The 20,791-nt window shown below is 60.4% G+C and carries 22 protein-coding genes; 5 read left to right on the top strand and 17 right to left on the bottom strand.

From position 1 onward, the window contains the following. Positions 1 to 15: 15 nt before the first annotated feature. Genes PseuLF5_RS21310 through PseuLF5_RS21290 form a run of 5 tightly spaced genes read right to left on the bottom strand, consistent with a single transcriptional unit; the run spans position 16 to position 5,212 of the window. Positions 16 to 3,105 (bottom strand): pilus assembly protein, encoded by a 3,090-nt coding sequence (locus PseuLF5_RS21310; RefSeq protein ID WP_340134718.1) that lies wholly within the window; start codon positions 3,103 to 3,105, stop codon positions 16 to 18. After that, complete coding sequence (locus PseuLF5_RS21305; protein WP_322375523.1) at positions 3,092 to 3,571, bottom strand: pilus assembly PilX family protein; 480 nt, start codon at positions 3,569 to 3,571, stop codon at positions 3,092 to 3,094. The genes PseuLF5_RS21310 and PseuLF5_RS21305 overlap by 14 nt, the downstream gene beginning before the upstream one ends. Before the next feature lie 11 nt (positions 3,572 to 3,582). After that, positions 3,583 to 4,296: a PilW family protein gene (locus PseuLF5_RS21300; RefSeq protein WP_340134717.1), complete on the bottom strand. Its 714-nt coding sequence runs from the start codon at positions 4,294 to 4,296 to the stop codon at positions 3,583 to 3,585. Next, a complete protein-coding gene (gene pilV, locus PseuLF5_RS21295; RefSeq protein ID WP_123464027.1) occupies positions 4,293 to 4,742 on the bottom strand; it encodes a type IV pilus modification protein PilV in 450 nt (149 codons plus the stop codon). The genes PseuLF5_RS21300 and pilV overlap by 4 nt, the downstream gene beginning before the upstream one ends. Then, positions 4,739 to 5,212 (bottom strand): GspH/FimT family pseudopilin, encoded by a 474-nt coding sequence (locus tag PseuLF5_RS21290; RefSeq protein WP_186747878.1) that lies wholly within the window; start codon positions 5,210 to 5,212, stop codon positions 4,739 to 4,741. Before PseuLF5_RS21290 ends, pilV begins: the two co-directional genes overlap by 4 nt. 130 nt (positions 5,213 to 5,342) lie before the next feature. Between PseuLF5_RS21290 and PseuLF5_RS21285 the strand changes: the two genes are divergently transcribed. Further along, complete coding sequence (locus PseuLF5_RS21285) at positions 5,343 to 5,912, top strand: GspH/FimT family pseudopilin (RefSeq protein WP_340134716.1); 570 nt, start codon at positions 5,343 to 5,345, stop codon at positions 5,910 to 5,912. Here the strand turns inward: PseuLF5_RS21285 and ispH are convergent. The 6 genes from ispH to murJ all read right to left on the bottom strand — a co-directional run bounded on the left by ispH (position 5,869) and on the right by murJ (position 13,375). After that, entirely contained in the window at positions 5,869 to 6,813 is a 945-nt protein-coding gene (ispH, locus tag PseuLF5_RS21280; RefSeq protein WP_336347968.1) for a 4-hydroxy-3-methylbut-2-enyl diphosphate reductase, read from the bottom strand. The two genes, PseuLF5_RS21285 and ispH, sit on opposite strands and share 44 nt — an antisense overlap. 160 nt (positions 6,814 to 6,973) lie before the next feature. Next, positions 6,974 to 7,426, bottom strand: a complete 453-nt coding sequence (gene fkpB / locus PseuLF5_RS21275; protein ID WP_123464019.1) for an FKBP-type peptidyl-prolyl cis-trans isomerase — start codon at positions 7,424 to 7,426, stop codon at positions 6,974 to 6,976. Then, on the bottom strand, positions 7,419 to 7,931 hold the full coding sequence (gene lspA / locus PseuLF5_RS21270) for a signal peptidase II (protein WP_064589254.1): 513 nt from the start codon (positions 7,929 to 7,931) through the stop codon (positions 7,419 to 7,421). Before lspA ends, fkpB begins: the two co-directional genes overlap by 8 nt. Next, positions 7,924 to 10,755: an isoleucine--tRNA ligase gene (gene ileS / locus PseuLF5_RS21265; RefSeq protein ID WP_123464017.1), complete on the bottom strand. Its 2,832-nt coding sequence runs from the start codon at positions 10,753 to 10,755 to the stop codon at positions 7,924 to 7,926. The genes lspA and ileS overlap by 8 nt, the downstream gene beginning before the upstream one ends. 13 nt (positions 10,756 to 10,768) lie before the next feature. Next, on the bottom strand, positions 10,769 to 11,707 hold the full coding sequence (gene ribF, locus PseuLF5_RS21260; protein ID WP_340134715.1) for a bifunctional riboflavin kinase/FAD synthetase: 939 nt from the start codon (positions 11,705 to 11,707) through the stop codon (positions 10,769 to 10,771). 129 nt (positions 11,708 to 11,836) lie between these two features. Next, the gene (gene murJ, locus PseuLF5_RS21255; protein ID WP_128616067.1) at positions 11,837 to 13,375 is read right to left on the bottom strand and encodes a murein biosynthesis integral membrane protein MurJ; all 1,539 of its coding nucleotides are present in this window, start codon (positions 13,373 to 13,375) and stop codon (positions 11,837 to 11,839) included. Between the two features lie 252 nt (positions 13,376 to 13,627). On the opposite strand from murJ, the gene rpsT reads away from it, so the two are divergent. After that, positions 13,628 to 13,900 carry a 30S ribosomal protein S20 gene (rpsT, locus tag PseuLF5_RS21250; RefSeq protein WP_003228351.1) on the top strand — a complete coding sequence of 91 codons (273 nt, stop codon included), beginning with the start codon at positions 13,628 to 13,630 and terminating at the stop codon, positions 13,898 to 13,900. Positions 13,901 to 14,079: 179 nt separating this feature from the next. On the opposite strand, the gene PseuLF5_RS21245 is transcribed toward rpsT, so the two are convergent. From PseuLF5_RS21245 to rplU, 5 genes are all read right to left on the bottom strand, one after another. After that, positions 14,080 to 14,547 carry a CreA family protein gene (locus tag PseuLF5_RS21245; RefSeq protein WP_340134714.1) on the bottom strand — a complete coding sequence of 156 codons (468 nt, stop codon included), beginning with the start codon at positions 14,545 to 14,547 and terminating at the stop codon, positions 14,080 to 14,082. Positions 14,548 to 14,557: 10 nt separating this feature from the next. Further along, positions 14,558 to 15,676, bottom strand: coding sequence for a glutamate 5-kinase (gene proB, locus PseuLF5_RS21240; RefSeq protein ID WP_027612826.1), 1,119 nt, complete (start codon positions 15,674 to 15,676; stop codon positions 14,558 to 14,560). 137 nt (positions 15,677 to 15,813) lie between these two features. Continuing rightward, a complete protein-coding gene (gene cgtA / locus PseuLF5_RS21235; RefSeq protein ID WP_064589260.1) occupies positions 15,814 to 17,037 on the bottom strand; it encodes an Obg family GTPase CgtA in 1,224 nt (407 codons plus the stop codon). A 194-nt stretch (positions 17,038 to 17,231) separates the two neighbouring features. Beyond that, on the bottom strand, positions 17,232 to 17,489 hold the full coding sequence (gene rpmA / locus PseuLF5_RS21230) for a 50S ribosomal protein L27 (RefSeq protein ID WP_003228360.1): 258 nt from the start codon (positions 17,487 to 17,489) through the stop codon (positions 17,232 to 17,234). A gap of 35 nt (positions 17,490 to 17,524) precedes the next feature. Further along, positions 17,525 to 17,839 (bottom strand): 50S ribosomal protein L21, encoded by a 315-nt coding sequence (gene rplU / locus PseuLF5_RS21225; protein ID WP_007950961.1) that lies wholly within the window; start codon positions 17,837 to 17,839, stop codon positions 17,525 to 17,527. A 241-nt stretch (positions 17,840 to 18,080) separates the two neighbouring features. Here rplU and PseuLF5_RS21220 point away from each other — a divergent pair, with 241 nt between their 5' ends. The 3 genes from PseuLF5_RS21220 (at position 18,081) to PseuLF5_RS21210 (ending at position 19,980) form a co-directional block, all read left to right on the top strand. After that, positions 18,081 to 19,049: a polyprenyl synthetase family protein gene (locus PseuLF5_RS21220; RefSeq protein WP_123464010.1), complete on the top strand. Its 969-nt coding sequence runs from the start codon at positions 18,081 to 18,083 to the stop codon at positions 19,047 to 19,049. Positions 19,050 to 19,175: 126 nt separating this feature from the next. Next, positions 19,176 to 19,517, top strand: a complete 342-nt coding sequence (locus PseuLF5_RS21215) for a zinc ribbon domain-containing protein YjdM (RefSeq protein WP_025108781.1) — start codon at positions 19,176 to 19,178, stop codon at positions 19,515 to 19,517. 205 nt (positions 19,518 to 19,722) lie between these two features. Further along, entirely contained in the window at positions 19,723 to 19,980 is a 258-nt protein-coding gene (locus PseuLF5_RS21210; RefSeq protein WP_123464008.1) for a PA4570 family protein, read from the top strand. A gap of 132 nt (positions 19,981 to 20,112) precedes the next feature. Here PseuLF5_RS21210 and PseuLF5_RS21205 read toward each other — a convergent pair whose 3' ends face one another. Continuing rightward, positions 20,113 to 20,730: an FKBP-type peptidyl-prolyl cis-trans isomerase gene (locus PseuLF5_RS21205; protein WP_123464005.1), complete on the bottom strand. Its 618-nt coding sequence runs from the start codon at positions 20,728 to 20,730 to the stop codon at positions 20,113 to 20,115. Between the last annotated feature and the right edge of the window lie 61 nt (positions 20,731 to 20,791).

The raw sequence follows: 20,791 nt of genomic DNA, 5'->3' as shown, positions 1-20,791 counted from the left end.
GCCTCAAACTCTCACTTACTGTATTTGTCGCCACATGATACGACGGCTGCCGCCGCCGGATTTTTCCACCAGTGTGGTGACGGTGCCACTGGAATCGTTGACGATCTTGCGGGTCGCGCCATTGATGATGGCGTTCAGGGTCGGAATGCCACCAGTGAACACCACACCACTGGAAATCGTGTCGTTGCTGTCGACCACGCCGTCGGCGTTGGTGTCGAGCACCGCGTAGTTGAGCATCTTACCGCTGAACGCATCGAGTTCGACCAGTTTGCCGCTGCCGAAACTGGCACACGGGTCAGTGGTGTCGACACTGGCCGTGGTAAACACGATGCGCCCGAGCACCAGGCTGGCCTGATTGATCACCCGCTCACCGGTCAGCACGCTGTTGTACACCAAGGGCAGATACCAGCCCTTCTCCCCAGGATATGTCGTGTCGTTCTGACTGGTGGTGATGAACTGCCCGGTGCTGCCGGAAAACACCCCGGTGACCGCCTGCGCCTGCAAACTGCTGACCGTCAGTTGCCCGGCACCACCGTCGGCATCCCACACCGAATAAAACGCCTGCAAATCCTTGTTGGTCTTGTCGGCGGTCTCGTTGAATTTGCCGGAGCCGAAAAAAACCTGCTTGCCGCCCAGCGAGTTGTCCGCCAGCAGCGGCTGCGCCGTGATCGGCTGGGTCGGCCCGCCCGCCGTGGTGAACAACGGCTTGCCGGAAAACGCCAGACCCCAGCTGTTGGTCGAGGTCGCGCTGAGGTCGAATTTCCACAGACGCCCTTTCAAGTCGCCGCCGTAGGCTGCCTGCACCACGTTTGACGAATTGACCTTGAGCTTCACCGACGACAGACCATTGGTGGTTTCGCTGCTGTCTATCACGATCTTCTTGATCAACGAACCGTCACGCACATCCAGCACATACAACGCCGCCACCCCGGAGTTGCTGCCGTAACCATTGGCAATGAACGCTGCCCAGCGACCATCGGCCAAGCGTGCCACTTCCGGCCGCGCGTAGGCATAACCCAGATCATTAAAAGCGTTGGCGGTGTTTGCCGTGGCGGGCGCACTGACTTCCCACAGGGCATTGAGCACATTGCCCGCCGCAGCGTCGAACAGCTGCAAGGCATAGAAAGTCTTGCCACCAGCGCCGGTGCCGCCAATCGCCAGGGTTTTCCAGGCACTGTTGAGTTGCGCGTCATACACGCCGACCTGCCCGTCCACCAGAAACTTGTGGCTGACGCCGTTGACGTACGCCGGGTCGGCAATCAGCCGCAGCGACGGCAGTACGCTGGACGGCATGTAGGCATAGCGCCGGGTGCCATTGGCGGAGTTGATGACGTTGACGAAACCGTCGTTGGCATTCACCACCAGGCTGGGGTTCATGTTCGCCGCCTTGGTGGTCAGGTAAGTGCTGTAGGTGCTGTCGCCCGACAGGTCGGAGGCGGTTTTGTCACTGGGTGAAGCCAGCACCAGCGGCGAGTTGATGATGTCGCCGAGCAATACGCTGCGCACCTTCAGCCCGGTCTTGTTAGTGCCTTTGCTCCATTCCACCAGATCGCTGCCGCTGATGCCGCTCGGCAGGCCCTGACCGAGCGTGGTCTGCTGGGTCGTAGAAAAGTTGCCGTACGCCAGGGTAACGGCGGCGTTGCTGGCGGTGTTCCACGATTGATAGGTCGGTGCGGTTGCGCCCGGAACGATGGTGGTGTCGGTGGTCCACAAGGCCGCGGAGGTATTCACCGCGCCGGCCGAGGTGAAGCCGAAGGATTTGATCGTCCCGCGCCAGTCCCTGGGATCGTAGCTGGTCTGGAAATAACTGGTGCCACTGGCCAGCGTGGTGCCGCTGGTGACGCCGCTGCCACCGGAGCCAGCCTTGGAGGTGATGTCACTCAAGGCCGAGGACAGTGCGCTGTTGAGGCCAGTGCCGTCGGTCGCCTGGTAATACTTGCCCTGCCCATAGCTGGCCGCATCCAGGAGCATGTCGTTGTCGGCGGTAAAACCCACGGTGTAGGTGTTCATGTTCTGCTTGGGAAAATCCACGGCGTTCCAGCTCTTGCCGGCGGCGTCAGTCCCCGATGAACGCATGTCGATGTCGAAGGCGAATTTGGCGATGTCATCCAGATACAGCGTGTCACCTTCGTCGTCGCCATTGCGGTTGTCGCCGTCATTGTTGACGCCGTCCCAGTTCGGCAGACGACTGCCGCCCAGCGGGTCATTGCTGGGAAACGTGCGGTCGAAGGTCGGCAGACCATCGGTGATGACCACGCCGTAGTTTTTCTGGCAGCGGTACTGGATCGGACTGGTGTAGGTGGTCGGCGTGCTGTTGTAGTACGGCGCCATGCCGCGCATGTAGCGGGTGATTTCGTAATAGGTTTCCGCCAGCGGCGTGTTGGCCACGGCACTCAAGCCGTTGATCGACGAAATCAGCGCGTTGTAGTTGGCGTCGGCCTGGGCCTGAGTCACGCTGCCGGAGACCGGCGACAGGTCACTGATGGATCGAGCGATGTAACCACCATTGCCGGAGTTGTTGTTGGTGACCGGATTGAAGGTCGACAGTCCCATGCGCAAGGTTCGGTTGCTGGCAACCAGCGCGGAGGACACATTACGTGCCACGTTGATCCGGTAGTCGTTGGGAATCGCTCCGGTGGTGAAATCGCGCGTGCCGTTGCTGATCGCCAGCCCGACCACGTAGGAAATGTAATCCCCCGTGTAGCGGGTGTTGCCGCCGCCCACCGGATCAGGCAGTTTCAGACACAGCGGCGCCACGCTGTTGTTGTAAAAAGCATACGCCCCGCCGGAGCATCCAGACGTTGGCAGGCTTGATAAGAACACCGGATCGCCAGTAATCGTGGGTGCATTGAGGACCGAGCACAGCCCGAGGAACGCGTTGCACTGCCTGGCCGGCGTGCGAGTGACGTTCGGATCGAACCCCGCTGCATAAATGATGCTGTTCATGCTGCCTGAGTCGTCGATCAGCAACATCACATTGGGCGGCACCGCTGCCGCACTCAAGAGTGGAGAATCGGATGGGGTGAACGCGTAGGCCGGCGCAGCCAGATACAAGCCCGCCAGCATGCCCGCCAACAGTCTCCAGCAGCGCTCAATACTTCGCATAGACACTCTCCACCACACTGCGCGAAGTGCCGGCGATACCGACCGCGGTCACTCGATACAGTGTCGCCGACGTATTACTCGGCACGTTCACTGCCGTCAGGGTGGTACCAATGTTCTGCACGCCATAGAAGCCATTGCCGGCGGCGATCCACGTCACCCCCGAGGTCGAATTGAGCCCCGCCGCACTCACCACCGATGACTCTGCCGGCGGCGCACATTGCGCAGTACTGGCACACACGGCCAGCGAATAACTGTCGAGTTGCACCGCACTCTCGCCGATGCGCAACGCCGCCTCGGCAGTCTGGAACGACTGATTGCGCAGGCTGACACTGCCGGCCATTTTTTCCTGCAGGTTGGCACTTTGCATTGATGACAGCCCCACCAGGGTCAGCAATAACAGGAACACCAGGCTGACCAGCAGCACCATGCCGCGCTGGGTGCGTCGCTGATGCAAAGAAGTCCTCATTGGCCCGGCCCTCACTGCAAGCGGTTGCGCAACGCGGCAACCACGTTGAAGGTTTGATTGGCCACCCGGTTGTTCGGGTCGGTGAGGGTCAGGCTCAGGCGCACGCTGCGGATGCGCGCCGGATCGCCGGGGTTGCTGCTGTAAGAGGACGCCGCGACATCGGTGGCGGACGAGGCCAGACCGAAGGTCACGTTAAAGGCACTGACGTTATTCACCAGCACCTGCTGGGTCGGCGTGCCGCTGCCGGTGCCCATGAGGATCTGGTTGTTGCTGAAGCTGTAGATCAAGCGGCGGATCGGAAAGGCGATTTGCCCGCTCCCGGCGGCGCGCAATCCGGTGTAGGCCGTGGCGCTGTTGCGGCAATCGGAGACCACCGTCCAGGTCGGCGTGCCACCATTGCCGCCGACGTCGGCGGTGACCAGGGTCAGCTTGAGGTTGCTGTTGTCCCAACTGATCGGTGTGAGCTGTGCCGCATTGAAATCCCCGGCCGAACTTGCGTCGGTAATGCTACCGAGGCAGCCGAACATACCAACCATGCGCAGCTCCTGGATCATCTTGCTCAGCACAAAGCGTGCGTCCTCCTGCATTGCCGCCCCGGTGTTCTGGCTGACATAGGTGTTTTTCGCGGCGAGAAACGTCTGCACCACCCCCAACACCACGATCAACCCGAGTGCCAGGGCGATGAGCATTTCAATCAGGCCGAACCCCCGATTGTGATGCTTCATGGCGTGGCCACCGGGTCGACTGCGGCGCGACTGGTCAGGACGAAACTGCGCGTGGTGCCCGTGGCATTCGCGGCCCGTGAGTCATTCCAGTTGATGGTGATGGTGTACACCCGCTGATTGAGGGTGATCGTGCCGGTGGCGGTCGGCCCGCCGAAATTGATGATGTTGGTGGTGAAGTCGTAGAGGTCCTGATCGCGGGCGACGCCGAGGTTGCCCGAGGTCGGCGGCGTGCCGGTGTAATCGGCGGCGGCGTTGGCGCGGATGCGGTCCATCATGTCGTAGGCGATGAAGCTGGCCTGACTGGTCATCCGTGAACTGTCGGTGTACTTCAGCGCATTGAGTTGCACCGCTGCCGCGCCCAATATGCCGACGGTCAGAATCAGCAACGCAACCAGCACCTCGATCAGCGACATGCCCTCCTGTGCCCGTAAGCTCCCTGCCCTCATCCGCAACTTCCACCCCATTGAATTCGTCCGTTGAGACACACGTTCAGCGTCCTGCTTTGCGTTCCCAGCACGTAACTGATGACCACCGCCGTCGACGGTGCCGCCAGACCACCCAGATTGTTGAAATCCAGTGCAGTCACTCCTGAGGGTAGCGTCAGAGTCGCGCCGCTGCTCATCGCTGGAACAACCCGCAATACATTGGCCGCATTGCCAGTACCGTCGTAGACCGACAACTCGCCGGTCCACACGCTGCCACCGGCGCTCGGCCGCAGGCGCGTGGTCACGCCGCGGTCGATCGCCTCCAGTCGCGCGTAGTTGAGGGCACGCTGCAGGTCGCCCATTTCGGTGTCGGCCTTGCTGCTCTGGATCGAACGGGTGAAACCCGGCACCGCCAGGGTGAGGAGAATCACCAACACGGCGATCGCGACCAGCAACTCGGGCAGCGTGAAACCTTTTGTACGATGATTCATCCATGCCCTCCGTTGCCGTCGGCTATACCTGCCTCTACAAACTAGAACATTCAACCGGCCTGTGTCGGTTGATTTGCCGTGCCCGGCGCAAGGATTGCGCCGGGCCTCAGGCTTCAGGGAGGAAGTCGTCATGCCGCAACAGGGTTTCAGTCTGATTGAATTGCTTATGGGACTGGCGATTGGCGCAATTGTTCTGGCGCTGGTCAGTCCGGCGTTTGCCGCTTTCACCGAAGCGAATCATCGCGACCAGGCTGCGCAGTCCTTGCTCGACGGCATCCGCAATGCCCGAACACAGGCCATCACGCGCAATCAGAGCGTGGTGATTCACGGCATCAACGGCGACTGGAGTCAGGGCTGGCGGATCATTCTGGATATCAGTGGCAAGGGGCCGCAGGACAGCGACAACCCACTGCTACAGGAGCGGGCGAGTGCCCAGCGGATACCGATTGTTGGCAATTGGGCGGTCAGTCGTTACGTGCGCTTCAGCAGTCTGGGGCAGCCGCTGATGCCCGGGCGGGCGTTTCAGGCAGGGACGTTACATCTGTGTTCGGCACACGAACCGGTCAGCCAGCTGCAAGTGGTGCTGGCGGCGACCGGTCGGGTGCGCCTGGCCCGGGAGAAAACCGGGCAGGCGCTGTGCGAGAAAGCGCAAAGCGTTAAATCGAGCGGACGCGCAGTTCTTTCGGCATCGAGAAGGTGATGTTCTCTTCGCGCCCGGCCAGCTCATCGGCACCGGTCGCGCCCCACGCCTGCAATTGCTGGATCACGCCGCGCACCAGCACTTCCGGCGCAGAAGCACCGGCGGTGATGCCGATACGCTCGACGCCATCGAACCAGCTCTTCTGCAGATCCTCGGCGCCGTCGATCAGGTAGGCCGGCGTGGCCATGCGCTCAGCCAGCTCACGCAGGCGATTGGAGTTGGAGCTGTTCGGGCTGCCCACCACCAACACCACGTCGCATTCGTCGGCCAGTTGCTTGACCGCGTCCTGACGGTTTTGCGTGGCGTAGCAGATGTCGTCTTTGCGCGGGCCACCAATGGACGGAAAGCGACTGCGCAGTGCGTCGATCACGCGGCTGGTGTCGTCCATCGACAGCGTGGTCTGGGTCACGAACGCGAGTTTTTCCGGGTTACGCACTTGCAGTTCAGCCACATCCTTCTCGTCTTCGACGAGGTAGATCGCGCCGCCGTTGCTGGCGTCGTACTGGCCCATGGTGCCTTCGACCTCCGGGTGACCGGCGTGGCCGATCAGGATGCACTCACGACCGTCGCGACTGTATTTCGCAACTTCGATGTGCACCTTGGTCACTAGCGGGCACGTGGCGTCGAACACCTTCAAACCACGAACGGCGGCTTCGTTGCGCACGGCCTGGGAAACGCCGTGGGCACTGAAGATCACGATGACGTCGTCCGGCACCTGATCCAGCTCTTCGACGAAGATCGCCCCACGATTACGCAGGTCTTCGACCACGAACTTGTTGTGCACCACTTCGTGGCGTACGTAGATCGGTGGCCCGAAGACTTCCAGGGCGCGGTTGACGATTTCGATCGCCCGGTCCACACCGGCGCAAAAGCCACGGGGGTTGGCGAGTTTGATTTGCATGCTGTGCCTCGTGTCTTGCGCGCAAGAAATAACGAAAACGGTGGAAAACATTGTGGGAGCGAGCTTGCTCGCGAAGAGGCCATCACCTGCAACATTACTGTTGGCTGACACACCGCATTCGCGAGCAAGCTCGCTCCCACATTTGACTTCATAGAGTCAGTCAGATCGCTTTGACGTTGATGATCTCGACGTCAAAGGTCAGCGTCTTGCCGGACAGCGGGTGGTTGAAGTCGACGGTCACTTGCGCGTCGTCGAACTCTTTCACCACACCCGGCAGCTCAGTATTGGCCGCATCGTTGAAGATCACCAGCAAACCCGGTGACAGCTCCATGTCGGCAAACTGCGAACGCGGGATGACCTGTACGTTTTGCGGGTTCGGCTGGCCGAAGGCGTTTTCCGGCTCGACGGTCAGCGTGCGCTTGTCGCCGGCCTTGAAGCCGAACAGTGCAGCTTCGAAACCCGGCAGCAGATTGCCGTCACCGACCTTGAAGGTCGCCGGGGCTTTGTCGAAGGTGCTGTCGACCGTGTCGCCATTCTCCAGGCGCAATGCGAAGTGCAAGGTGACTTCCGTGTTCTGACCGATGCGTTGCTCAGCCACTACCTGTTCAGTCATGAACGGCTTCTCCGGTTTTCTTCGGTTTGAACATGTCCAGTGCCAGCATTATCGCGCCAACGGTGATAGCGCTGTCGGCGAAGTTGAATGCCGGGAAGTACCAGCGGTTCTGCCAGTGCACCAGAATGAAGTCGATCACATGGCCCAGGGCAATGCGGTCATACAGATTGCCCAGCGCACCGCCCAGCACCAGCGCCAGCGCGACGGCCAGCCAGGTATCGTTGCGGCCCAGGCGTTTGAGCCAGACCACCAGCACCGCACTGACCACAATCGCGATCAGGGCGAACAGCCAGCGCTGCCAGCCGGAGCTGTCAGCCAGGAAGCTGAACGCCGCGCCGGTGTTGTAGGCCAGGGTCCAGCTGAAGTAATCGGGAATGATCACGATCTGCTGGAACATTTCGAGCTTGTTTTCGAAGTAGAACTTGCTGGCCTGGTCGATGACCAGAACCAGCAAACTCAACCAGAGCCAGCTCAACCGTCCGAAACGGCCAACGGAATCAGGCATAGTGACGAACCTCGCCGGCGCCGCTGATGTTGTCGACGCAACGGCCGCAGATTTCCGGATGCTCCGGGTTCACGCCGACGTCTTCGCGGCAGTGCCAGCAACGGGCGCATTTCGCGAAGGCCGATTTGACGATCTTCAGTTTCAGGCCGCTGACTTCGGTGGTGACCGCGTCCGCCGGTGCCTGAACGAAAGGTGCCACGCTCGCAGTCGAGGTGATCAGGACAAAGCGCAGCTCGTTGCTCAGCTTGGCCAGGTCGGCGCTCAGCGCGTCTTCGGCGAACAGCGTCACTTCGGCCTGCAGGTTGCCACCGACGGCTTTGGCCGCACGCTGGATTTCCATCTCTTTGTTGACCGCAACCTTCACTTCCATGATGCGATCCCAGTAAGCGCGACCCAGCTCGAAGCCTTCCGGCAGCTCGGTCAGACCTTCATACCAGGTGTTGAGCATGACGGATTCGTTGCGCTCGCCCGGCAGGTACTGCCACAGCTCGTCGGCAGTGAACGCGAGGATCGGTGCGATCCAGCGCACCAGCGCTTCGGAGATGTGGAACAGCGCGGTCTGGCACGAGCGACGGGCCTTGCTGTCGGCGCCGGTGGTGTACTGGCGATCCTTGATGATGTCGAGGTAGAAACCACCCAGCTCCTGCACGCAGAAGTTGTGGATCTTCGAGTAGACGTTCCAGAAACGGTATTCGCCGTAGTGCTCTTGCAACTCGCGTTGCAGCAGCAGGGTACGGTCCACGGCCCAGCGATCCAGCGCCAGCATGTCTTCAGCCGGCAGCAGGTCGGTGGCCGGGTTGAAACCGGTCAGGTTGGAAAGCAGGAAGCGCGCCGTGTTACGGATGCGACGATAGGCGTCCGCACTGCGTTGCAGAATCTGCTCGGACACGGCCATTTCGCCGGAGTAGTCGGTCGACGCGACCCACAGACGCATGATGTCGGCGCCCAGGGTGTCGTTGACTTTCTGCGGCGCGATCACGTTGCCCAGCGACTTGGACATCTTGCGGCCGGACTCGTCGACGGTGAAACCGTGGGTCAGCAGCTCGCGGTATGGCGCGTGGTTGTCGATCGCGCAACCGGTCAGCAAGGACGAGTGGAACCAGCCGCGGTGCTGGTCGGAACCTTCCAGGTAGAGGTCGGCGCGTGGACCGGTCTCGTGGCCCATCGGGTGCGAACCGCGCAATACGTGCCAGTGCGTGGTGCCCGAATCGAACCAGACGTCGAGGGTGTCGCTGATCTTGTCGTACAGCGGCGCTTCGTCGCCCAGCAGTTCGGCAGCGTCGAGCTTGAACCAGGCTTCGATGCCCTCGACTTCAACGCGCTTGGCCACTTCTTCCATCAGTTCGACGGTGCGTGGGTGCAGCTCGCCGCTTTCCTTGTTGAGGAAAAACGGGATCGGCACGCCCCAGTTGCGCTGACGGGAGATGCACCAGTCCGGACGGTTGGCGATCATCGAGTGCAGGCGCGCCTGGCCCCAGGCCGGAACGAACTTGGTGTCTTCGATGGCTTTGAGCGAGCGTACGCGCAGGGTGTCGCCGCTGACCGGTTCTTTGTCCATGCCGATGAACCACTGCGCGGTGGCGCGGTAGATCAGCGGGGTCTTGTGGCGCCAGCAGTGCATGTAGCTGTGTTCGATGACGGTGGTGTGCATCAGCGCACCGACTTCGGTCAGCTTGTCGACGATGGCCGGGTTGGCCTTCCAGATGAACTGGCCGCCGAAGAACTCCAGCGACGGCACGTACACGCCGTTGCTCTGCACCGGGTTGAGGATGTCGTCGTTGACCATGCCGTATTTCTTGCAGGTCACGAAGTCATCCACGCCGTAGGCCGGGGCGGAGTGAACCACACCGGTGCCGGCGCCCAGTTCCACGTAGTCGGCCAGGTAGACTGGCGACAGGCGGTCGTAGAACGGGTGACGGAAGTTGATCAGCTCCAGCGCCGAGCCCGGCGCGATGGCCAGTACGGTGCCTTCAACGCCGTAACGGGACAGGCAGGATTCAACCAGCTCTTCAGCCAGGACCAGCAGCTTGTCGCCGATATCGACCAGGGCGTAGTTGAATTCCGGGTGTACGTTCAGCGCCTGGTTGGCCGGGATGGTCCACGGGGTGGTGGTCCAGATCACGATCGAGGCAGGCTTGCTCAGCGACGGCAGACCGAACGCGGCGGCCAGTCTGGCTTCGTCGGCGATCGGGAAAGCCACGTCGATGGTCGAGGACTTCTTGTTCTCGTACTCGACTTCAGCTTCGGCCAGGGCCGAACCGCAATCGAAGCACCAGTTCACAGGCTTCAGGCCCTTGAACACGAAACCGCCCTTGACGATTTCGGCGAGGGCGCGGATTTCACCGGCCTCGTTCTTGAAGTCCATGGTCTTGTACGGGTTGGCGAAGTCGCCCAGCACGCCGAGGCGGATGAACTCGGTCTTCTGCCCTTCGATCTGCTCGGTGGCATAGGCACGGCACAGCTCGCGGGTCTTGTCCGCGCCCAGGTTCTTGCCGTGGGTCACTTCAACCTTGTGCTCGATCGGCAGGCCGTGGCAGTCCCAACCTGGAACATACGGCGCGTCGAAACCCGACAGGGTCTTCGAGCGGATGATCATGTCCTTGAGAATCTTGTTCAGTGCGTGACCGATGTGGATCGTGCCGTTGGCGTACGGAGGGCCGTCGTGCAGGACGAACTTCGGACGATCCTTGCCAATCTCGCGCAACTTTCCGTACAGGCCAATACTGTCCCAGCGCTGCAGGATCTGCGGTTCGCGCTGTGGCAGGCCGGCCTTCATTGGGAAGGCGGTGTCCGGAAGGTTTAGCGTGGCTTTATAGTCGGTCATTTAAGGCTCTTCATTAGCGATGGGCGCTAGGTGCGGCTAGTGCACGGGCGGCGGCGACATCCGCGTTGATCGCCGTTTTCAGTGCCTCCAGGGAGGCGAAGCGCTGCTCTTCACGCAGCTTTTGGTGGAAAACCACCGTCAGACGCCGGTCATACAGATCGCCGGCAAAATCCAATAGATGAACTTCAAGGTGGGCCTTGCCATCACCTTGCACCGTGGGCCGGACGCCAATATTGGCGACGCCGGGCCAGGTCTTGCCGTCGATGTCCACATCCACCAGATAAACCCCGGTGAACGGCACGCGACGACGCTTGAGTTGAATGTTGGCAGTGGGCGTACCCAGTTGCCGGGCCAGTTTCTGGCCGTGCAGCACGCGACCGGCGATCCGGTACGGGCGACCGAGCAAGCGTTCGGCCAAGGCAAAGTCGGCGGCGGCCAACGCGTTGCGCACCTGGGTGCTGCTGACGCGAATGCCGTCCAGCTCGACGGTTTGTGCGGCTTCCACGGTAAACCCGTGGACTTGTCCGGCCTGAATCAGGAAATCGAAATCGCCGAGGCGGTCGCAACCAAAGCGGAAATCATCGCCGACTTCCAGATGCTGCACGCCGAGGCCATCGACCAGGATGGTATCGACGAACTCACTGGCGCTGAGCTTGCTCAACCGCTGGTTGAACGCCAGGCACAGGACCCGGTCGACGCCTTCGGCGGCCAGCAGTTGCAGCTTGTCGCGCAAGCGTGCCAGACGTGCCGGCGCGGTCTCGGGAGCGAAAAATTCCCGTGGCTGCGGCTCGAAAATCACCACGCAGCTGGGTACGCCCAACTCGAGCGCACGCTCACGCAGTCGGGCCAGGATAGCCTGATGACCACGGTGAACACCGTCAAAGTTGCCAATAGTGGCGACGCAGCCCCGATGCTGGGGGCGCAAGTTGTGGAGGCCTCGAACCAGCTGCATAACGCGCTTCTTGCTCATAAAGTGGTCGATTATAACCACACCCGACGGCCGACGACAGGCGACACCGTAACGCAAAGTGATCGAGCCGACAAAACTGCCGGCCCACGCCCGTCTTTCAAGGATGAAACCTCAGCTCAACGCCTTGCGATTGAAGTCGCGCAGACGGAAACCGAGCAGCAGCAACATGCCGAAGTACGCCACCACGCCCGCAATCACCAGAGCGCCCAGACGCAGGAAGCGCTCAAGCATGTGCCCCTGATCCCAGGCGGGCATGAAATGCATGCCGAGCAACAACACCGCCGACATGACCGCCACCGCCACCACCAGTTTGAAACCGAATTTGGCCCAGCCCGGCTGCGGCTGATACATCTGCTGTTTGCGCAATTGGTAGAACAGTAGCCCGGCGTTGAGGCAGGCACCGGCACTGATCGCCAAGGCCAGACCGGCATGGGCCAACGGACCGATCAGCATCAGGTTGAACAACTGCGTGCAGACCAGGGTGAAGATTGCGATTTTCACCGGCGTGCGGATGTTCTGTTGCGCATAAAAGCCCGGCGCCAGCACCTTGATCACGATAATCCCCAGTAAACCGACAGAATAGGCAATCAGCGCGCGCTGGGTCATCTCGGCATCGAAGCCACTGAACTGACCGTACTGGAACAATGAAACGGTCAACGGTTCGGCAAGAATGCCCAACGCCAGCGAACACGGCAGCACCAGCACGAAGCACAGGCGCAAACCCCAGTCGAGGATCCGCGAATACTCATGACGATCCTTGCTGGCGTAGGTCTTGGCCAGGGTCGGCAACAGGATTGTGCCCAGTGCCACGCCGAGTACGCCGGACGGCAACTCCATCAAACGGTCGGCGTAATACATCCACGACACCGAACCGGCCACCAGAAACGAGGCAAAAATGGTGTTGATGATCAGCGAAATCTGGCTGACCGACACGCCGAGGATGGCCGGCAGCATCTGTTTCATCACCCGCCATACGCCGCTATCGCGCAGGTTCAGGCGCGGCAGTACCAGCATGCCGATCTTTTTCAGATGCGGCAGTTGATAGAGCAACTGCGCCAGACCACCGACCAGTACCGCCCAGCCAAGGGCCATGACCGGTGGATCGAAGTACGGCGTCAGGAACAGCGAGAACACGATCATGCTGACGTTGAGCAGCGTCGGCACGAAGGCCGGCACCGAGAAGCGGTTCCAGGTATTGAGGATCGCCCCGGCCAGCGACGACAGGGAGATCAGCAATATATAGGGGAACGTCACCCGCAACAGGTCGGAGGTGAGCTGGAATTTTTCCGGCGTATCGGTGAAGCCGGGCGCCGTGGCCCAGATCACCCACGGTGCGGCAATCATGCCCAACGCGGTGACCAGCGCCAGCACCAGGGTCAGCAGACCTGACACGTAGGCAATGAAGGTGCGTGTCGCCTCCTCGCCCTTCTGGCTTTTGTATTCGGCCAGAATCGGCACAAAGGCTTGCGAAAACGCGCCCTCGGCAAAGATACGCCGCAACAGATTGGGCAATTTGAAGGCAATAAAGAAGGCGTCCGTTGCCATCCCGGCGCCGAATGTGCGCGCGATGAGGGTGTCGCGGACAAACCCGAGAATCCGGGAAAGCATCGTGATAGAGCTGACGGCGGCCAACGATTTGAGCAGATTCATTGAGGGAATGTGTGCCTGTCGATAAACAGCAGGCGAACAATGCGCCCACTTGTGCGATACTCCGCGCCGCAACAGCACAGAGCCAAAGCTCGCGAGTTTACAGGTCAAGCGCCGGAAATAAATATCCCGCCTCTTTATACCTACCACTTAGCGGAACGATTGAAGTGCCCTTGACAAGACTCCAACTCATCGGCATGATTCGCGGCCTATTTTGTTTGCTATTTCCTAAAAAGTCTTTCGAGGAGCTCGACGGTGGCCAACTCACCTTCCGCCAAAAAACGTGCAAAACAGGCTGAGAAGCGTCGCAGCCACAACGCCAGCCTGCGTTCCATGGTTCGTACCTACATCAAGAATGTAGTTAAAGCCATCGACGCAAAAGACGCTGAAAAAGCTCAAGCTGCATACGTTCTGGCTGTGCCAGTTATCGACCGCATGGCCGATAAAGGCATCATCCACAAGAACAAGGCTGCTCGTCATAAGAGCCGTCTGAATGGCCACGTCAAGGCACTGAAAGAAGCTGCCTAAGCGACGTAGTCATTAAAAAACCGACCTCAGGGTCGGTTTTTTATTGCCTGCAATTTGAGAAACGCAGCACGAAAAAATATAGGAGCGAGCCCGCTCGCGACAGGCGCGTCAGTCAAAGTTGATCTCGACCGACACACCACTATCGCGAGCAGGCTCGCTCCTACAGTGGCTTTGCGTTGTTATTGCTGGACCGGCACCCACGGCAGGATCGGGATGGCCGTCACCGCATTCTGCGGACTGCCCTCGATCAGGCGATCGCTGTAGACCAGGTACACCAGCGTATTGCGCTTCTTGTCGAGGAAACGCACCACCTGCATGGTCTTGAACACCAGCGAAGTGCGCTCCTTGAACACCTCATCGCCATCCTTTAGATCACCCTTGAACTTGATCGGGCCGACCTGACGGCAAGCGATCGACGCTTCGGCGCGATCTTCCGCCAGCCCTAGACCACCCTTCACCCCACCAGTCTTGGCGCGCGACAGATAGCACGTCACGCCATCGACCTTCGGATCATCGAAGGCCTCCACCACGATCCGGTCATTCGGGCCGACGAACTTGAACACCGTCGACACCTGACCGACTTCCTCGGCCGAGGCCAGCAATGGCAACGCCATCAACAGACCCAACAATCCTTTTGCCATGCGCATCGCGTTTTCCTCAGACCAGAATCAGGTTGTCACGGTGAACCAACTCCGGCTCAGCCATGTAGCCCAGCACGCCGACAATCGCATCCGACGACTGACCGATGATTTTTTGCGCTTCCAGAGCACTATAGTTGGCCAGACCCCGGGCGATCTCACGACCGTCAGGCGCCACGCAAACTACCATTTCGCCGCGACGGAAGCTGCCCTGCACCAGCTTGACCCCCACCGGCAACAGACTCTTGTTGCCTTGCGACAACGCCGACACCGCGCCCTCGTCCAGCACCAGCGTGCCGCGGGTTTGCAGATGCCCGGCCAACCACTGCTTGCGCGCCGCCAGCATGCCACGCTCAGGCGACAGCAGCGTACCAATGCGCTCGCCAGCTTTCAGGCGATCGAGCACACGCTCAAGACGCCCACCCACAATGATGGTGTGCGCACCGGAACGCGCCGCCAGCCGCGCCGCGCGCAGCTTGGTCTGCATGCCGCCACGCCCCAGCGCACCGCCGGTACCGCCCGCCACTGCATCCAGGGTCGGATCATCGGCGCGCGCTTCGTAGATCAATTGCGCGTCCGGGTTGTTACGAGGATCGGCATCGAACATGCCGTCGCGATCAGTGAGAATCACCAGCAGATCCGCCTCGACCAGGTTGGCCACCAGCGCCGCCAGCGTATCGTTGTCGCCAAAACGGATTTCGTCGGTGACCACCGTGTCGTTTTCGTTGATCACCGGGATGACCTTCAGCTCGACCAGGGCGCGCAAGGTGCTGCGGGCATTCAGGTAACGCTTGCGGTCGGACAGGTCGTCGTGGGTCAGGAGAATCTGCGCCGTATGCCGGCCATGCTCGGCAAAGCTTGATTCCCAGGCCTGCACCAGGCCCATCTGGCCAATCGCTGCGGCCGCCTGGAGCTCGTGCATCGCACTGGGTCGTGCGGTCCAGCCCAAGCGACTCATGCCGGCCGCCACCGCCCCGGAGGACACCAGCACCAACTCGACGCCAGCCTCATGCAAGGCCACCATCTGCTCGACCCAGACACTCATAGCCGCACGATCCAGCCCTTTGCCATCAGCTGTCAGCAAAGCGCTGCCGATCTTCACGACCCAACGCTGCGCACCTGTCACTTTGCTCCGCATCATCTTCAACCTTAGCTTGAGGACAGCGCGACCCAGCGCTGCCCGTGACGTTAATCGTGGCTATTGGTCACCAACGATCGATTTCCAGATACCAAAACGCCGCTCGATTGAGCGGCGTTCAAGTTTATCGCAACAGATCAGTCACGCACGTAAATGATTTCCGGACCGTCTTCATCATCCACATCTTCTTCGTCCCAGTCATCGTCGCCGATGTCATGGACCGACTTCACGCCGCTGCGACGCAGGGCACGCTTGTCATCCAGCGCCTGAAGCTGCGCACGGGCTTCGTCTTCGATGCGCTGATCGAGATCGGCTAGCTCTTCCTTGTAGGCAGGGTCGTTGGCCAGGCGATCGGCACGATCTTCCAGATAACGCATGATGTCGCGCGTCAGGCGCTCGGTGCCTTCTTTGGCGATGGCCGAGATCACATAGACCGGACCTTCCCACTGCAGGCGCTCAACGATTTCCTTGACGCGCTCTTCGTGCTCCTCCTCGAGAATCTGGTCGCATTTGTTCAGCACCAGCCAGCGATCACGCTCGGCCAGCGACGGACTGAACTTGACCAGCTCGTTGACGATCACTTCAGCCGCATCCGGCGCACTGCTGTCATCCAGCGGCGCCATGTCGACGAGGTGCAGCAACAGACGGGTACGCGCCAGGTGCTTGAGGAAGCGAATGCCCAGGCCGGCACCATCGGACGCACCTTCGATCAGCCCCGGAATGTCAGCGATGACGAAGCTTTTCCAGCGATCGACACTGACCACACCAAGGTTCGGCACCAGGGTGGTGAACGGGTAGTCGGCGACTTTCGGCTTGGCTGCCGAAACGGAACGGATAAAGGTACTTTTACCGGCGTTCGGCAAGCCCAGCAGACCGACGTCAGCCAGCACTTTCATTTCCAGCTTCAGGTCGCGCTGCTCACCCGGCTTGCCCGGTGTAGTCTGACGCGGCGCGCGGTTGGTACTGGATTTGAAACGGGTGTTACCCAGACCGTGCCAGCCGCCCTGCACCACCATCAGTTTCTGACCCGCCTTGGTCAGGTCGCCGATGACTTCCTGAGTGGCCGAGTCGATCACGGTGGTGCCGACCGGCACGCGCAGGATCAGATCTTCACCCTTTTTACCGGTGCAGTCGGTGCTGCCGCCGTTGGAGCCACGCTCGGCATCGAAATGCCGGGTGTAACGGTAGTCCACCAGGGTGTTGAGGTTTTCGTCGGCCATCATGTAGATGGAACCGCCGTCACCGCCGTCACCGCCGTTCGGGCCGCCGTTTTCAATGAATTTTTCCCGACGGAAACTCATGCAGCCATTGCCGCCGTCGCCGGCTTTTACGCGGATCGATACTTCGTCTACAAACTTCATAACTCAACGCCTCTCGCCATACGGACGAGCCGAAAAACAATCAAGACATAAGACTCTTGCAAAAATGAGCGCAGCGACCCCAAAACACGACCTGCATCGCACGCCGACAGCCCATACAAACAGTTTTGCAAGAGACTCACCCCACAAACGAAAAAGCCCCGTCGCAAGACAGGGCTCTTCCAGCGATCTCGCGATTAAGCCGCGACAACGCTCACGTAACGACGACCGAAGGCGCCTTTTACTTCAAACTTGATCACGCCTTCGATTTTCGCGAAGAGGGTGTGATCTTTACCCATGCCAACGCCGTAGCCAGCGTGGAATTGGGTGCCGCGCTGACGCACGATGATGTTGCCGGCCTTGATGACCTGGCCGCCATACATCTTCACGCCAAGGCGTTTGGCTTCTGAGTCGCGACCGTTACGGGTACTACCACCAGCTTTTTTGTGTGCCATGAGTTCAATTCTCCTAGTGAGGAATTAGGCTGTAATTAAGCCTGAATACCGGTGATTTTGATCTCGGTGTACCACTGGCGGTGGCCCATACGCTTCATGTGGTGCTTACGACGACGGAACTTGATGATGCGGACTTTATCGTGACGACCTTGGGAGATCACTTCAGCCACAACGGTAGCGCCAGCAACAACTGGAGCGCCGATATTCACGTCGTCGCCATTGGCAACCAACAGAACGCGATCAAAGGTAACGGATTCGCCGGTAGCGACTTCCAGTTTTTCGATCTTCAGGTATTCACCTGGGGCGACTTTGTATTGCTTGCCGCCAGTAACGATTACTGCATAAGACATGGTATTTCTCCGATAATCCTGCTCACCCAGCTCTTTATAAGAAGAGGTATTGGCTGGCATGGCTGCATGGGGCTGGAACGGCCCAAGTGCAATTGCGTAAGGCAGGTGCTGCCCAGGAAGTTCAGGGTGCGCGATTGTACGCAAGCTGCCGCTGCCATGCAAGTGGCCGTCCATCGCGCCTTGACAGGCCCCGGTGTGGGTCCTAGCATGCCGCGCAACCCTTCTGGAGCGACTCTCGCTGATGCAACCCCAAGCTTTCTACCGCGCGGTGGCGGACGATTTTAGCGCCGTCGACGGCATCATCAAGAAGCAACTGACGTCCCGAGTGCCGCTGGTATCGAAAATCGGCGATTACATCACTTCGGCCGGCGGCAAGCGCCTGCGTCCTTTATTAGTGTTGTTGTGTGGCAAGGCCCTGGGCCGCGAAGGCGATGACCTGCGCCTGCTGGCCGCCACCATCGAATTCCTGCACACCGCAACGCTGCTGCATGACGACGTCGTCGACATGTCCGGCATGCGCCGTGGCCGTTCGACCGCCAACGCCATGTGGGGCAACGCCCCGAGCGTGCTGGTCGGCGACTTCCTGTACTCGCGCTCGTTCGAAATGATGGTCGAACTGGGCTCGATGCCGGTGATGAAGATCCTGTCCCAGGCCACACGCATCATCGCCGAAGGCGAAGTGTTGCAGTTGTCCAAGGTTCGCGACGCCAGCACTACCGAAGAAACCTACATGGAAGTCATCCGCGGCAAGACCGCGATGCTCTTCGAAGCCTCGACCCACAGCGCCGCCGCACTGGCGGGCGCGACTGCCGAGCAGAGCGAAGCCCTGCGCACCTTCGGCGATCATCTGGGCGTGGCGTTCCAACTGGTCGACGACCTGCTCGACTACAAGGGCGACGCCGAGACCCTGGGCAAGAACGTCGGTGACGATCTGGCCGAAGGCAAGCCGACCCTGCCGCTGATCTATACCATGCGCGAAGGCACGCCAGAGCAGGCGGCACTGGTGCGTCAGGCGATCCAGAAGGGCGGGATCGAAGACCTGGAAAGCATCCGCATCGCCGTGGAAGCCTCGGGTTCGCTGGACTACACCGCACAACTGGCGCGTGATTATGTGGCCCGTGCAATCAAGTGCCTCGATGCGCTGCCGGCCAGCGAGTACCGCGATGCACTGGTTGAATTGAGTGAGTTTGCGGTCGCCCGCACGCACTGATTACCGCGCAATCAAACAGCCGCAGCCTTCCCCCGAAGCCTGCGGCTTTTTGTTGCCTGCCCACCAAGCGCTAAAACCTTATACAATGTGCGACTTTTAGCGAACCACATCCCTCAAGGAGCCTTAGTGAGCACGTTGCCACCCTGCCCGAAATGCAATTCCGAATACACCTACGAAGACGGTGCCCAACTGATCTGCCCTGAGTGCGCCCACGAGTGGTCGGCCAGCGGCGAAGCTGAAGTGGCGTCCGATGATGCCGTGAAGAAGGATTCGGTTGGCAACGTCCTGCAGGATGGCGACACCATCACCGTGATCAAGGACCTGAAGGTCAAGGGCACCTCGCTGGTGGTCAAGGTCGGCACCAAGGTCAAGAACATCCGCCTGTGCGATGGCGACCACGACATCGACTGCAAGATCGACGGCATCGGCCCAATGAAGCTCAAATCCGAGTTCGTCAGAAAAGTCTGATCCGGCTGTCAGCCATCCCGCGCCCGGCGCGGGATGGTGCTTCGCCCTCCCCGCCTTGCCCCTGCACGCACACGTAATAGCCAGACGCCAGCCGTTTTGACCTTACGCAATCTTTACCCGGAAAAAATCCCGATCCGCCAATAGGCACTTGCTATTTGACGAATAAGAATTATTCTCATTGAAACCTTTCAAGGAGATGAGACCCATGACTTATTTGATCGACGCCTGGCTGGATCGTCCACACCCTTACCTCAGGATCCTGCATCGGGAAACCGGAGAAGTCTGTGCGGTACTGGAAGAAGATGCCCTGCATGAGCTGCAGGATCAGGGCGATCTGGACGTCAGCAGCCTGAATTCCAGCGAACCGCTGGTGCTCAAGGAGCTGGTGCGCAATCTATTCCTGTTCTGCTATGCCCGGGCCTTGCGCCCGACCCATGAGCTGAATCACAAGATCGAAATATGAAGCCCCAAAAAAATTGTAGGAGTGAGCCTGCTCGCGATAGTGGCATATCAGGCAACTGAGTAGTCGACTGAACAGACACCATCGCGAGCAGGCTCACTCCTGCATTAGCCCGCCATCAAGGCAGGCCTGGCATTACAGAACGTCCAGCAACTCGACGTCGAATACCAGCACGCTGTGCGGCGGGATGCTGCCAACGCCTTGCGCGCCGTAAGCCAGTTCGCTCGGCACGTACAGACGCCATTTGCTGCCGGCATTCATCAGTTGCAGGGCTTCAGTCCAGCCAGCGATCACGCCGCCGACCGGGAATTCAGCAGGCTGGCCACGCTCGTAGGAGCTGTCGAACACAGTGCCGTCGATCAGGGTGCCGTGGTAGTGAGTACGCACGGTGTCTTCACGGGATGGCTTGGCGCCTTCGCCCTGGGTCAGCACTTCGAATTGCAGGCCGGAAGCCAGGGTCGTGATGCCTTCACGCTTGGCGTTTTCAGCCAGGAAAGCCAGACCTTCACCAGCAGCCGCTTCAGCTTTGGCCGCCGCTTCGGCTTGCATGATCTCGCGGATCACTTTGAAGCTGGCGGACATTTCTTCCTGACCCACACGGCTTGGCTTGCCGCCGAACGCGTCGGTCAGACCAGCCAGGATGGCGTCCAGGCTGACACCCGGTGGCGGGTTGTCGCGCAGCTGGTCACCCAGCTGACGGCCGATGCCGTAGCTGACGCGGGTTTCGTCGGTGGACAGATTTACTTCGGACATGACACTGCTCCGCTGTGCGGACGGCCACAAGACTTGCCGTGCGTGCACAGCGCGTCCCGGC

This window comes from Pseudomonas sp. LF-5 (assembly GCF_037626295.1).
GTDB classification, from domain to species: domain Bacteria; phylum Pseudomonadota; class Gammaproteobacteria; order Pseudomonadales; family Pseudomonadaceae; genus Aquipseudomonas; species Aquipseudomonas monsensis.
Note: the sequence above shows the minus strand (reverse complement) of the source record. Positions and strands in the feature narration are given on the sequence as shown.